A 12653-nucleotide genomic window follows, 5' to 3' on the forward strand; every position below is an offset into this window, starting at 1 on the left:
CGACGACGCACCCGGCTCCGGCTGGGGAACCCGCGGCGTGACCGCCGTACCGCGCACCCGCTCCACGACCTGCCGCAGGTGCTCCGGCGTAGTACCGCAGCAGCCGCCGACCAGGGAGAGGCCGTACTCCCGTACGAAGGTCTCCTGCGCGTCCGCCAGCTCGGGCGCGCTCAGCGGGTAGTGCGCCCCCTGCTTGGTCAGCACCGGCAGGCCCGCATTGGGCATGCAGGAGAGCGGGATACGGGCGTTGCGCGCCAGGTAACGCAGGTGCTCGCTCATCTCGGCCGGGCCGGTGGCGCAGTTCAGACCGATCATGTCGATCCCCAGCGGCTCCAACGACGTCAGCGCCGCACCGATCTCCGAACCCAGCAGCATCGTGCCGGTGGCCTCCACCGTGACCTGCACGATGAGCGGGAGGTCCCCCATCCCGCACCAGTCCAGGGCCTGCCGCGCGCCGATGACGGCGGCCTTCGTCTGGAGGAGGTCCTGGGTGGTCTCGACGAGGAGGGCGTCCGCGCCGCCGCGGATCAGCCCCTCCGCGTTCTCCCGGTAGGCCTCGCGCAGGCGGTCGTAGGCGATGTGCCCGAGGGTGGGGAGCTTGGTGCCCGGGCCCATGGAGCCCAGGACCCAGCGGGGCCGGCCGTCGGCCGCCGTGAAGGCGTCGGCGGACTCGCGGGCGATGCGCGCGCCGGCCTCGGAGAGCTCGTAGATCCGGTCCTCGACCCCGTACTCGGCGAGTGCGGCCAGGTTGGTGCCGAAGGTGTTGGTCCCGACGCAGTCCACGCCCACCGAGAAGTAGGCGTCGTGCACCGCGCGGACGATGTCGGGGCGGGTGGCGTTGAGGATCTCGTTGCAGCCCTCCAGCCCCAGGAAGTCGTCCATCGTGGGATCGGCGGCCTGGAGCATCGTGCCCATCGCCCCGTCCGCGACCACCACCCGGGTCGCGAACTCCTCCCTCAGTGACCGTCTCATCTCATTCCAGTCCCCTCAGGTGTTCGGACAGTTCCGCCTCGCTCCGCGGCCCGTAGGCCTCGCGCAGCCGGGCCAGCAGTGCCTCGCGGGTGAGCCGGTACTCCTGGGTGCCGGCGTGGTCGAGGACGGTGGCCGCGACCGCGCAGCCCAGCTGGGCCGCGTGCTCCTCGGAGACGCCCCAGGCCGCTGCGGCGAGGAATCCGGCCCGGAAGGCGTCGCCGACGCCGGTGGGGTCGACGACCTGGGTGACGGGCACCGCCGGCACGGTCAGGGTTTCGCCGTCCGCGGTGCGGATCCGGACGCCGTCCTCGCCGCGGGTGGTGACCCAGGAGCCGACCCTTCGCAGGATCTGCTCCTCGGTGAGCCCGGCGCGCTCGCCGAGCAGCGCGGACTCGTACTCGTTGGTGAACAGCCGCGTCGCGCCGTCGATCAGCTCCAGCACCTCGTCCCGGGTGAGCCGGGCGAGCTGCTGGGAGGGGTCGGAGGCGAAGGGCAGGCCCAGTGCGCGGCAGGCGCGGGTGTGGCGGAGCATGGCCTGCGGGTCGTCCGGGGAGATGAGCACCAGGTCGGGCCGGCCGGTGCGGGCGACGACCTCGTGGAGGTCGATCTCGCGGGCCTCGGCCATCGCGCCCGCGTAGAAGGTCGCGATCTGGTTCTGCTCCTGGTCGGTGGTGCAGACGAACCGGGCCGTGTGGAGGGTGTCGCTGACGCGTACGGAGTCGGTGTCCACCCCGTGGTCCTTGAGCCACACCCGGTACGGCTCGAAGTCCCCGCCCACCGCGCCCACCAGCAGGGGGCTCAGTCCCAGCACGCCCAGGCCGAAGGCGATGTTCGCCGCCACTCCGCCCCGCCGCACGTCCAGGTGGTCGGCCAGGAAGGAGAGGGAGACCCGGTCCAGCCGGTCCGCCAGCAGCTGCTCGGCGAACCGGCCGGGGAAGGTCATCAGGTGATCGGTCGCGATGGAACCCGTGACAGCGATCCGCATGTCAGATCCCGGCTGCCTTGCGCAGGGCGTCGACGCGGTCGGTGCGCTCCCAGGTGAAGTCGGGGAGCTCGCGGCCGAAGTGGCCGTAGGCGGCGGTCTGGGCGTAGATGGGCCGCAGCAGGTCCAGGTCGCGGACGATCGCGGCCGGGCGGAGGTCGAAGACGGCGGAGACCGCCTCCTGGATCCGCTCGTCGGGCAGGCTGCCGGTGCCGAAGGTCTCGACGAAGAGGCCGACGGGCTCCGCCTTGCCGATGGCGTAGGCGACCTGGACCTCGCAGCGCGAGGCCAGACCGGCGGCGACCACGTTCTTGGCCACCCAGCGCATCGCGTACGCGGCGCTGCGGTCCACCTTCGACGGGTCCTTGCCCGAGAAGGCGCCGCCGCCGTGCCGGGCCATGCCGCCGTACGTGTCGATGATGATCTTGCGGCCGGTCAGGCCGGCGTCGCCCATCGGGCCGCCGATCTCGAAGCGCCCCGTCGGGTTGACCAGGAGCCGGTAGCCCTCGGTGTCCAGCTTGATGCCGTCCTCGGCGAGCTGCTTCAGGACGTGCTCGACCACGTGGTCGCGGACGTCCGGGGTGAGGAGCGCGTCCAGGTCGATGTCCGCGGCGTGCTGCGTGGAGACGACGACGGTGTCCAGGCGCACGGCCTTGTCACCGTCGTACTCGATGGTGACCTGGGTCTTGCCGTCGGGGCGCAGGTACGGGACCGTGCCCTCCTTGCGGACCTGGGTCAGGCGGCGGGAGAGCCGGTGCGCGAGGTGGATCGGCAGCGGCATCAGTTCCGGGGTCTCGTCGCAGGCGTAGCCGAACATCAGGCCCTGGTCGCCCGCGCCCTGCTTGTCGAGCTCGTCGTCCTCGCCCTCGACGCGGGACTCGTACGCGGTGTCGACGCCCTGGGCGATGTCCGGGGACTGGGCGCCGATGGACACCGACACGCCGCAGGAGGCGCCGTCGAAGCCCTTCTTCGAGGAGTCGTAGCCGATGTCCAGGATGGCCCCGCGGACGAGTTCGGCGATCGGCGCGTACGCGGTGGTCGTGACCTCGCCGGCGATGTGGACCTGGCCGGTGGTGAGGAGGGTCTCGACGGCGACGCGGCTGGCCGGGTCCTCGCGCAGCAGGGCGTCGAGGATGGTGTCGCTGATCCGGTCGGCGATCTTGTCGGGGTGGCCTTCGGTGACCGACTCGGAGGTGAAGAGCCGCTTGCTCATGCCTTCACCTCGGCGGCGAAGAAGTGGGTGGCGATGGCGTCGAGGGTGCGGATCTCGTCGACCTCGAGGGTCTCCATCTGGATCGCGCGGCCGCTGTGCTGTTCGAGCAGGAAGACGAACTCGACGAAGGACAGGGAGTCGATCAGCCGGTTCTCGATGAGGTCCAGGTCGGAAGCGATGTCGTCCAGCTCCTCGTGGCGGGCGAGGAGCCAGTTCTTCACGAGCTGCAGGCCTTCGGACATGGTGTCTCTCCTTGGGGTGCTGGGTGCGTTGCGGAGGGTGGGTGCGGGCCCGGCGGCCGGGTCCGCGGGTGCGGGCGGTACGGGTACTGGCGGCGGAGCGGACTCCAGGAGCGGGGCGGCGACCGCCACCGCGTAGTCCACGTCGTGGCTGATGGTCACGGTGATGCCGGCGATCCCGGAGTCGGCGGCCATGCCGGCCGCCGCCCCGCGGAGTTCGACGAGGGGCCAGCCGCCCTCGGAGCGCCGTACGACGATGTCCCGCCAGGGGAGGACCACGGCCCGGACGCGGAGGGTCTTGAAGGCCGCCTCCTTGGCCGCGATCCGTCCGCACAGGCTCAGTACGTCGAGCCGGGCGGAGGTGTGGCAGTCGGCGAGTTCGCCGGGGGTGAGCATGCGCTGGAAGAAGTCCTCGCCGTACTTGACGAGCAGCCGGCGGACACGGTCGACGGAGACGATGTCCATGCCGAGGTTCGCCCAGCCCAGGCCACCCGCCGGCGGGGCGACGGGGAGGGTCTGCACGTCAGATCGCCGGCCCCGCCGCGTTCGCGCTCAGGACGGCGGCGGTCGCCGCGGCCCAGCTGCCGTGGCGGCGGGTGAGCGCGGACAGCCAGCGCTCCAGGCCGAAGGCGACGCAGCTGGTGAAGGCCGGTCCCGCGCCGGAGGCGAGGGGGATGTCGCAGCGGTCGCCGAAGAAGTTGCGGTGGGTGTTGACCGAGGCGATCGCGAGGTCCTCGAAGAGGAACTCGTGCTTGACCGGGGTCAGCCGCTGGAGCACGGCCTTGGAGCTGCCCTTGTCGAAGAAGGGGTCGCAGGCGGCCTCCCTCTTCAGCGGCAGGTCCAGGGCCTCGGCGAAGGCGTTGATGCGCCGGGTGAAGCGGGCCAGGTGCTCCTCGGCGTGCTCCCGGGTGCCTATGGCGACGATCTCCCGCATGCGGAAGCCGAGCTGGCGGCGCAGGCCCTCGTAGTGGGCCTCCTTGCGGAAGCACCAGCCGACCACGGTGACGAGCTCGTCGTCGGCGGCCGGGCGGCCCTGGTGGTCGATGTAGACGGCGTAGCAGGACGCGGAGGGCAGGCCGAGGGCGGCCGGCTCCAGCGCGTCGCAGGGGAAGCAGCCGGTGTCGGTACAGAACTCGCTGCTGTCCCTGACGTCCAGGTTCAGCGGGGCGGCGACGACGGCCTGGTGGGGGAAGTTGTCGTAGTAGTCGAGCCGGGCCAGGTCGGCGGCCGGCAGCAGCGGGGGCATGGTCATCGAACGGGCCCCCGCGTGCACCCCCCAGCTCTCGAAGGTGTCGTCGAGGAGCCGCAGCAGGGCGGTGCCCTCGGGGCCGAGCGACGGCAGGCCCCGGGTGTCTGGGGTGGCGGTGGTCTGGACGGTCGTGACGCTCATGGGGGTGTCACCTCTCGGACGGCGGAGGGCCCTCTCAGACGACGGGCAGGACGTCGTCCGTGAAGATCCCGGTCTTCAGGAAGAAGCCGAGCGGCTTGCGGATGGCCTTGCGCTCGTGGGGCCGGCGGCGCTCGTCGGCGACGAGGGCGTTGCGCAGGCCGATCGGGTCGGCGATGCCGGCGTCCCGGTACACGTGGGGGTTGTACAGGGAGTTGATGCTGTAGACCACGTAGCGCTTGAGGTAGGCCTCGACCTCGGCGACGCGGGCGGCGGGGACGGCCTCCTTCATGCGGGAGAAGAGGAGGGAGACCAGCTCGCGGCCGAAGGCGATGTGGCGGGACTCGTCCTGGTGGTGGATGCGGTTGACCTCGCGGATGGTGTGGCACAGCGACTCGTCGCGCGCCATCCGCGTGTTGTAGTGGTCGACCAGCTCCTCGAAGAAGAGGATCCGGGAGAAGACGAGGAAGTTCTCGACCTCCGGCTCCCAGGCGGAGTCGGCGCGCAGGGCGGTGGAACCGTAGATCTTGTCGCCGTAGCGGCGGCAGAACTCGGCGAAGAACCACATGTGCTCGTTCTCCTCACCGATGAAGTGGTGGAAGAAGTCCGAGGGCACCTCGAAGCCGGGCATGTGGATGCGGCCGACGACCTCGATGAGCAGCTCGCGGATGCCGTGCACGTTGAGGCTGTAGAAGTTGATGCTCTCCCACTTCGAGAGGCGCTGGAGGGTCTCCTCGCCGAGCTCGTCGTAGAAGGGGGTCCCGTAGACGGTGAGCAGCTCGGGGGTCATCCACATCCGGCCCTCGTCGAGCTTCTCGGGCCAGTCGAACTGCTGGTACGGGTTGTAGTACTCCTCGATGGAGCGGGAGCTCAGGCGCTCCAGGACTTCCAGGAACCGGTCGTTGACCGGCAGCGGGGCGCTGACGCCCATGGTGACTCCTCGGTGTGGTGGTGACGGCGGGGCGTGCGGACCCCGGGGCCGGCGGGCCGTGGCTACGGGCGGACCTCGTAGACGGCGTTGACCGGGGTCTCGGTCGCGCGGCGCCAGCGGGAGAAGCCGGCCTCCTCGGCGATGGCGCGGAAGGCCTGTTCGCCGGAGTGGTTTCCGAGGGCGTGGGGGCCGTGCTGGGCGACGGCCACGGGCAGGCACATGACGGCGGAGAGCGCCATGAACATGCGGGCGGCCGGGGTCTGGGTGTCGATGTCCTCGGGCGAGACGTTCGACTCGACGAGCATCCAGGTGCCCTCGGCGTCGAGGGACTTGTGCACGTGCCGTGCGGCGGAGACCGGGTCGCCCATGTCGTGCAGGGCGTTGAAGAAGGTGACCAGGTCGTAGCCGGTGCCGGGGTAGTCGTCGGCGGAGGCGACCTCGAAGACGACGCGGTCGGAGAGGCCGGCCTCCTCGGCGAGGCCGCGGGCGATGGCGATGGCCTCTTCGGAGTAGTCGAAGCCGTGGACGGTCGCCTGCGGGAAGGCCTTCGCGATGAGCAGGGTGGTGTGGCCGACGCCGCAGCCGACGTCGGCGACGGTGCCGCCGGCGGCGAGCTTGCCGGTGACCCCGGTGAGGGAGGGCAGCCAGTCCGGGACGAGGCGGTGCTCGTAGGTGGGCTGGAAGAAGCTGCCCATGCCGGTGTCGAGGGCCGGGTCGTGGTCGGCCCAGCCGACGCCGTCGCCGGTGCGGTAGGCGTCGACGAGGAGGTCCTCGGTGCCGTAGAGGGCCTTGAGGGCGGTGAAGAAGCCGGCGGCGTAGGTGAGGGCGTTCGGGTCGGCCAGCACCGGGGCGTGGTCGGCGGGCAGGGTGTACGCGCCGGTGTCCGGGTCGCGCTCGACGTAGCCGGCGCTCAGCTGGGCGTGCAGCCACTCCTCGGCGTAGCGGGTGTCGATCCCGGTGTGCCCGGCGAGGCCGGCCGGGGTGAGGGGGCCGGCCTCGGCGAGGGCGCGGTAGAGGCCCAGGCGTTCGCCGAGGGCGACGGTCAGGCCGCGTACGGCGGCGCCGGCGTCGCTGATGACGCGCTGGTGGAAGTCGTGGGTGGCGCTCATGCCGCTCTCACCTCGGTGGTCGGGAGGTCGCAGGTGAACAGGAAGGACCGGGGGACGCGCGGGACGCTGCGCGCGGGGACGGGGTAGGGCCAGCGGCCGAAGTCGGCGCCGTCCTCGCCGGGCTGGCGGACCTCGCGGACGTCCCAGCCGCAGTCGGTGAGGAGCTGCTCGGGGGTCTCGGTGCCGAAGAGCCAGGGGTTGCCGTCCTCTTCCAGGCACTTCAGGAAGGGGCGGGAGAGCGGGTTCTCCAGCGCGGACTTGCTGATGACGTCGCCGAGCAGGACCGAGCCGGGGGCGGAGTGTCCGGCCAGGGTGGAAATCAGGCTGCGGACGGCGAGCTCGGGGAGGAAGAAGAGGAGGCCCTCGACGACCCACAGCACGGGCTCGCCGGAGCGCCAGCCGGCCTCCTTGAGCGGCCCGGTCCAGTCCTGGGTGAGGTCGACGGGGACGGCGACGCGGCTGCGGCCGGCCGGCTGGGCCTCGCCGGCCAGCATCCCGGCCTTGGCCTCCAGGAGGGCGGGGCGGTCGAGTTCGTAGACGGTGACGCCGTCGGGCCAGGGCAGCCGGTAGAAGCGGGTGTCCATGCCGGCGGCGAGGAACACGACCTGGCGGATGCCGTGCTCCTCGACGGTGCGGACGATCTGCCGGTCGAGGTAGGTGGTGCGGATCGCGAGGAACGGCACGGTGCCGGCTCCGGCGTAGCGCTCCAGCAGTTCGAAGCCGATGGTGTCGGCGACGGTGCGCGCGTACGGATCGGCGAACAGCCGGTCCTCGCGGTCGGTTTCCAGGGCCCGCGCTGCGGCGGTCCACTGGGCGGTGCGGGATACGGCCTCCACGGGAGGACTCCCTTTCACTTCGGCGGACGGGTGGGGGCGGGCGCGGGGCGGGGAGCCCGGGCCCGGCCGGGTCAGGCCAGGGAGTTCACGCGGACGACGGGGTCCTCCGCGGCGCAGGGGTGCGGCGCCGCGCACTCGACGGGGCGGCGCCGGAAGATGCTGTGCAGGACCATGCTGAAGACGACGTTCCCCTCGGCGTCGGACAGCGTGCACTTGGGCTGGACGACCCCGGTGGCCGGGTTGAACGGCGAGGGGCGCGAGCCGAGGATCTCGACGCGCGCCGTGAGCACGTCGCCGGGGCGGACGGGCCGCAGGTAGCGGATCTCGTCGACGCCCGGCGAGCCGGTACAGGCGCTGTAGGCGAGCAGTCCGTCGACGTAGCGGCGCATGAACATCGAGGCGCTGTGCCAGCCGCTGGCGATGAGCCCGCCGAAGGGGCTCTGCGCCGCGAGCTCCGGGTCGGTGTGGAAGGGCTGCGGGTCGAAGCGCCGGCCGAACTCCAGCACCTCCTCCGTCGTGACGGTGATGGTCCCCAGCTCGTGGACGTCACCGGTCCGGAAGTCCTCGAAATAGCGCATCACGCGCCCCCCTTGACGTAGAGGAGTGGTTTTCTCTGGCGTGAACCAATCTACGAATCAGGCGCTTATTTTGTCAACCCAAAAGAAGACCGCAGTGCCTGTTCAGCGTCCTGCCAGAGGTCCTCCGGGTCCTCGATGCCGACGGACATCCGCACCAGCCCCGGGCCGATCCCGGCGCGCGCCAACGCGCCCTCGTCCAGCTCCCGGTGGGAGGTGCTGGCGGGATGCGTGACCAGCGTCTCCACCCCGCCCAGGGAGAGCGCCAGCCGTGCGAGGCGGACCCCCTCGACGAAGGCGCGGCCCGCCTCCCGGCCGCCGTGCAGCTCGAAGGAGAGCAGCCCGCCGCCGCCGGAGAGCACCTTGCGCGCCATGGCGTACGAGGGGTGCGTTCCCAGCCACGGCCAGTGGACGGCCGCCACCGCCGGATGGGCCGCCAGCCGCTCGGCGAGGAGGCCCGCGTTGGCGCAGTGCTCGCGCATCCGCAGCGGCAGCGTGGCGATGCCGCGCAGGGTCAGCCAGACGGCGAACGGATCGGCGCTGGCCCCGAGTTCGACCGTGCGCGGCCAGACCTCCCGGCGCAGGGCGTCGTCCGCGAACACGGCGGCGCCGCCCAGGACGTCGGAGTGGCCGGCGAGGTACTTGGTGGTGGAGTGGAGCACGATGTCGGCGCCGTGCTCGATCGGGCGGCACAGCACGGGCGAGGCCAGGGAGTTGTCGACGGCGCTGAGCACGCCCAGGCGCCGGGCCGCCGCCAGCAGGCCGGGCAGGTCGGGGACCTGGCCGGTGGGGTTGGCGATGGTCTCCAGGACGAGCAGCCGGGTGCGCGGCCCGGCGAGCGCCTCGAACTCCCCGGCGTCGTCACCGGCGATGTAGTCGACCCGGACCCCGTAGCGCTCCGCCAGGTCGCTCAGTGCCGCGTACGTGCCCCCGTACAGGCAGCGCTGCGCGACGACCTGGTCGCCGGGGCGCAGCAGGGCGAGCAGGACCCCGCTGATGGCGCCCATCCCGGAGGCGAAGGCGATGGCCGAGGCCCCGCCCTCCAGGCCGGCGAGGGTGCGCTCCAGGGCGCGCACGGTGGGGTTTCCCCGGCGGCTGTAGACGTAGTCGCCGTCGGGTCCGGACATGGCCCGGGCCAGGTCGTCGGCGGAGTCGAAGGCGAAGGCGGAGGACTGGACGAGCGGTACGGACAGCGGCCGGCTCGCGGGGACTTCGAGCTCGTGGGCCACGTGCACGGCCCGGGTGCGGATGTCCTTCATCGAGGGTCTCCCTTGGTCGTTCGGGTACGGAAAAGGGGCCGCCCGACGTCCGGGGAGGACGTCGGGCGACCCCTGGGGTGAGCGCGGGGCCGTCCCCCGTGCGTCAGACCCCCGCCGTCTGGCCCTGCGACGCCGGGGCGTCGGCGGCCGGAGCGGCGGCGGCCGCGGCGACGGCCTTGTCGCTCTTCATGGCGAGGAGCGTGACCAGCGCGCCGACGGCCGCGATGGCGGCGGCGGCGATGAAGGCGGAGCTGAACCCGTCGGTGAGGGCGGGCAGGTTGCCCAGTTCACCGGCGCCCTGGGTGGTGGCGAGGGCGGTCAGCGCGGCCAGGCCGAGGGCCGAGCCCACGTTGTAGGTGGTGTTGACGATGCCGGAGGCCAGGCCGGCCTGCTCCTGCGGGGCGCCGGACATCGAGGCGATCATCGCCGGGATGTAGGCGAGCGCCATGCCGAGCGCGGCGACGAGCGAGGCGGGCAGGACGTCGACCAGGAAGGTGCCGGTCGGCTCGACGGCGGACAGCCAGAGCAGGCCGAGGGCGAGGGCCAGCAGGCCGCCGGCGATCAGCGGCTTCGCCCCGAAGCGGCCCATCAGGCGGGCGGTGATGGCCGTCATGAAGATCATCAGCAGGATGGTCATCGGGAGCAGGGCCGCACCGGAGGCGAAGGCGCCGTAGCCGAGCACCTGCTGGAGGTACAGGTTGAGGAAGTACCACATCGGGATCCAGGCGGCGCCGAGCAGGGTCATGGCGAGGTTGCCCGAGCCCAGCCGGGGGATGCGCCACACGCTGAGCGGCATGAGCGGCTCGCGGATGGTCTTCTGGATCACGAAGAAGAGGACGAGGAGGACGGCGGCGCCGATCAGCTCCAGCACGGTGGCGGTGGATCCCCAGCCGACCTCGGGGGCGCGGACCACGGCGAAGACGGCGAGCGCGAGCCCGGCGGTGACGGCGACGGCGCCGAGGACGTCCACGGAGCCGCGGCGGGACTGGACCGCCGGCAGCAGCTTCGTCATGGCGAGGGTGGCCACGCCGATCGGGACGTAGATGATGAAGCACCAGGGCCAGCTCACCCATTCGGTGAACACGCCGCCGAGGAAGACGCCGGCGGTGCCACCGGCGGGGGCGGCGGCGCCGTAGAGGGCCATCGCCTTGCCGAGCTCCTTCGGGTTGTGCCCGAAGAGCATCATCAGGAGCGTCATCGCCGAGGGCGCGATCAGCGCGCCGCCGACTCCCTGGACGGCCCGGCCGGCGATCTCCACGGATGCGCTCTGCGCGGCCGCCGCGAGCACCGAGCCGACGATCATGACGACCCAGCCGGTGGCGAAGATCTTGCGCGCGCCGAACAGGTCGGAGAGCCGCCCGCCGAGCAGCAGTAATCCGCCGAAGACGATGACGTAGGCGTTGAAGACCCACTGGAGCTCGCCCTGGGAGAAGCCCAGGTCCTTCTGCATCTCGGGGAGCGCCACCCCGATGATCGAGGTGTCCATGATCACCATGAACTGAGCGGCGGCAAGCACGCCAAGTGCCCACCAGCGCCGGGGATTGACGGTTGACATTGCCCTGGCCCTTCCTCTGCTGTATACCCCCAGGGGGTACCTTCGTGAGGGAAGTTAGCATACCCATGGGGGGTATGTAAGGGTGCGGTCGGGCGCTCGAGCGGGACTCGATCCGCCGCTCCCGCGCCCGTCACCCGCACGGCCCCGCCCCGGGCGCGGGCGCACTGCGGCGGCCCCGGCGGCGGGATATCAAGGAGGGTGAAGGTGAGCGCGCGGGCCCGGCGGTCGCCACCCGGCCCGGAGGAGTGCGTCCCGTGGAGTTCGAGGTCAATGGCGTCCCCCGCACGGCGGACGCGGACGACGACCCGGCGGCCGTGGAGCTGCTGCGCGACCGGCTCGGCCTGACCGGCACCAAGCTGGTCTGCGCGGGCGGGGTCTGCGGCGCGTGCACCGTCCAGGTCGACGGCGAACCCCGGGTCTCCTGCCTGACCCCCGCCGCCCTGCTGGCCGGACGGCGCGTCACCACGGCGGAGGGCCTGGCGGGCCACCCCGTCGCCCGCGCCTTCGCCGGCCAGGACGCCCTCCAGTGCGGCTACTGCACCCCGGGGTTCGTCGTCGAGGCGGCGGCGTTCCACGACCGGTGGCGGGCCGGGCACGGCCGCAGCGCGCCCGGGCGCGAGCGGATCGCCGACGCCCTGGCGGGCCACCTGTGCCGCTGCGGCGCCTACGAGCGGATCCTCGCCGCGGTAGCCGCCGCCTGCGCGGGCGAGTACGACGCCGAGCCGGACCCCGCCTCCGCTCCCCCGCGCGCCGAGGCCCCCGAGAAGGCCTCCGGCGCCGCCCGGTACACCACCGACCTGCGCCCCGAAGGGCTCCTGGAGGGGGTGGTCGTCCGCTCCCCGCACGCGCACGCCCTCGTCCGCTCCCTCGACGCCGGGGACCTCCCGCTCGTCCGGCTGCTGCCGGACGACGGGGTGGTCCGCTACGTCGGCCAGCCCGTGGCCGCCGTGGCCGCCCCCACCCGTGCGGCGGCGAGGGCGGCCGCCGCGAAGGTCGTCGTGGACTACGAGGTCCGGCCGGCCGCCCTCGACCTGCGGCGGGCCCGGGCCGGCGAGGGCCCCCTGGTGTACGCGGACAAGGCGGAGCGCAAGAGGGCGCCCAGCTCCGGCGAGGGCGGCATCGGGCTGCCCGCCAAGTGGGAGGGCAACCGGCGGGGCCCGGTGAGCATGAACAAACGCGGCGGCGAGGCCGTACGACGGATCCTCAAGGCCCGCGCCAAGAGCCCCGACCGGGTGGTGGAGGGCCTCTACACCACGGCCGCCCAGAGCCACACCCCGCTCGAACCGCACGCCGCCCTCGCCCACTGGAGCGGGGACACCCTCCGGCTGGAGGTGTCCACCCAGGCCGTCCAGCGCGTGGCGCAGCTCGCCGCCGAACGCTGGGACCTGCCCCCCGGGCAGGTCGTCGCCAGCGCCCCGCACGTGGGCGGCGGCTTCGGCTCCAAGGTGGGGCTGACCACCGACGTCATCGCCGCCGTGGAACTCTCCCGGCTGTACGGCGCCCCCGTCCGCGTCTCCCTCGACCGCGACGAGGAGCTCACCGACGGCGGCTACCGCCCCGCCACCCGGATCCGCCTGGCGATGGCCGCCGACGCG

12 protein-coding genes are annotated in these 12653 nt (G+C 72.7%); 1 reads left to right on the forward strand and 11 read right to left on the reverse strand.

Features of this window, described 5'->3' with window-relative positions; genetic code table 11:
* From AB0O29_RS31210 to AB0O29_RS31260, 11 genes are all read right to left on the reverse strand, one after another.
* Nucleotides 1-972, reverse strand: a 972-nt coding sequence (locus AB0O29_RS31210) for a homocysteine S-methyltransferase family protein (protein ID WP_365158313.1), incomplete at its 3' end; no start/stop codon positions are given.
* Nucleotide 973: 1 nt separating this feature from the next.
* Nucleotides 974-1957, reverse strand: coding sequence for a carbohydrate kinase family protein (locus AB0O29_RS31215; RefSeq protein WP_365158316.1), 984 nt, complete (start codon nt 1955-1957; stop codon nt 974-976).
* Between the two features lies 1 nt (nt 1958).
* Nucleotides 1959-3167, reverse strand: coding sequence for a methionine adenosyltransferase (metK, locus tag AB0O29_RS31220; RefSeq protein WP_365158319.1), 1209 nt, complete (start codon nt 3165-3167; stop codon nt 1959-1961).
* Nucleotides 3164-3928: a 4'-phosphopantetheinyl transferase superfamily protein gene (locus AB0O29_RS31225; RefSeq protein ID WP_365158322.1), complete on the reverse strand. Its 765-nt coding sequence runs from the start codon at nt 3926-3928 to the stop codon at nt 3164-3166. Before AB0O29_RS31225 ends, metK begins: the two co-directional genes overlap by 4 nt.
* Before the next feature lies 1 nt (nt 3929).
* Nucleotides 3930-4796 (reverse strand): hypothetical protein, encoded by an 867-nt coding sequence (locus AB0O29_RS31230; protein WP_365158325.1) that lies wholly within the window; start codon nt 4794-4796, stop codon nt 3930-3932.
* A 34-nt stretch (nt 4797-4830) separates the two neighbouring features.
* Nucleotides 4831-5724 (reverse strand): diiron oxygenase, encoded by an 894-nt coding sequence (locus AB0O29_RS31235; RefSeq protein ID WP_344155416.1) that lies wholly within the window; start codon nt 5722-5724, stop codon nt 4831-4833.
* Between the two features lie 62 nt (nt 5725-5786).
* Nucleotides 5787-6833: a class I SAM-dependent methyltransferase gene (locus tag AB0O29_RS31240; protein ID WP_365158328.1), complete on the reverse strand. Its 1047-nt coding sequence runs from the start codon at nt 6831-6833 to the stop codon at nt 5787-5789.
* Nucleotides 6830-7669 (reverse strand): SAM-dependent methyltransferase, encoded by an 840-nt coding sequence (locus AB0O29_RS31245; protein ID WP_365158331.1) that lies wholly within the window; start codon nt 7667-7669, stop codon nt 6830-6832. The genes AB0O29_RS31240 and AB0O29_RS31245 overlap by 4 nt, the downstream gene beginning before the upstream one ends.
* A gap of 71 nt (nt 7670-7740) precedes the next feature.
* Complete coding sequence (locus AB0O29_RS31250) at nt 7741-8247, reverse strand: MaoC family dehydratase (RefSeq protein ID WP_365158333.1); 507 nt, start codon at nt 8245-8247, stop codon at nt 7741-7743.
* A 65-nt stretch (nt 8248-8312) separates the two neighbouring features.
* The gene (locus AB0O29_RS31255; RefSeq protein WP_365158336.1) at nt 8313-9503 is read right to left on the reverse strand and encodes an aminotransferase class I/II-fold pyridoxal phosphate-dependent enzyme; all 1191 of its coding nucleotides are present in this window, start codon (nt 9501-9503) and stop codon (nt 8313-8315) included.
* Nucleotides 9504-9606: 103 nt separating this feature from the next.
* Entirely contained in the window at nt 9607-11058 is a 1452-nt protein-coding gene (locus AB0O29_RS31260; protein WP_365158339.1) for an MFS transporter, read from the reverse strand.
* Between the two features lie 254 nt (nt 11059-11312).
* Between AB0O29_RS31260 and AB0O29_RS31265 the strand changes: the two genes are divergently transcribed.
* On the forward strand, nt 11313-12653 hold a 1341-nt coding region (locus tag AB0O29_RS31265), incomplete at its 3' end, for a molybdopterin cofactor-binding domain-containing protein (RefSeq protein WP_365158342.1).

This window comes from Streptomyces sp. NPDC089915 (assembly GCF_040684675.1).
Classification (GTDB): domain Bacteria; phylum Actinomycetota; class Actinomycetes; order Streptomycetales; family Streptomycetaceae; genus Streptomyces.

What these genes read in the sequence shown, in the direction of transcription:
- metK (WP_365158319.1), bottom strand. Translation starts at nt 3,167, where the DNA reads ATGAGCAAGCGGCTCTTCACCTCCGAGTCGGTCACCGAAGGCCACCCC.
- AB0O29_RS31255 (WP_365158336.1), bottom strand. Translation starts at nt 9,503, where the DNA reads ATGAAGGACATCCGCACCCGGGCCGTGCACGTGGCCCACGAGCTCGAA.
- AB0O29_RS31215 (WP_365158316.1), bottom strand. Translation starts at nt 1,957, where the DNA reads ATGCGGATCGCTGTCACGGGTTCCATCGCGACCGATCACCTGATGACC.
- AB0O29_RS31260 (WP_365158339.1), bottom strand. Translation starts at nt 11,058, where the DNA reads ATGTCAACCGTCAATCCCCGGCGCTGGTGGGCACTTGGCGTGCTTGCC.
- AB0O29_RS31240 (WP_365158328.1), bottom strand. Translation starts at nt 6,833, where the DNA reads ATGAGCGCCACCCACGACTTCCACCAGCGCGTCATCAGCGACGCCGGC.
- AB0O29_RS31230 (WP_365158325.1), bottom strand. Translation starts at nt 4,796, where the DNA reads ATGAGCGTCACGACCGTCCAGACCACCGCCACCCCAGACACCCGGGGC.
- AB0O29_RS31250 (WP_365158333.1), bottom strand. Translation starts at nt 8,247, where the DNA reads ATGCGCTATTTCGAGGACTTCCGGACCGGTGACGTCCACGAGCTGGGG.
- AB0O29_RS31235 (WP_344155416.1), bottom strand. Translation starts at nt 5,724, where the DNA reads ATGGGCGTCAGCGCCCCGCTGCCGGTCAACGACCGGTTCCTGGAAGTC.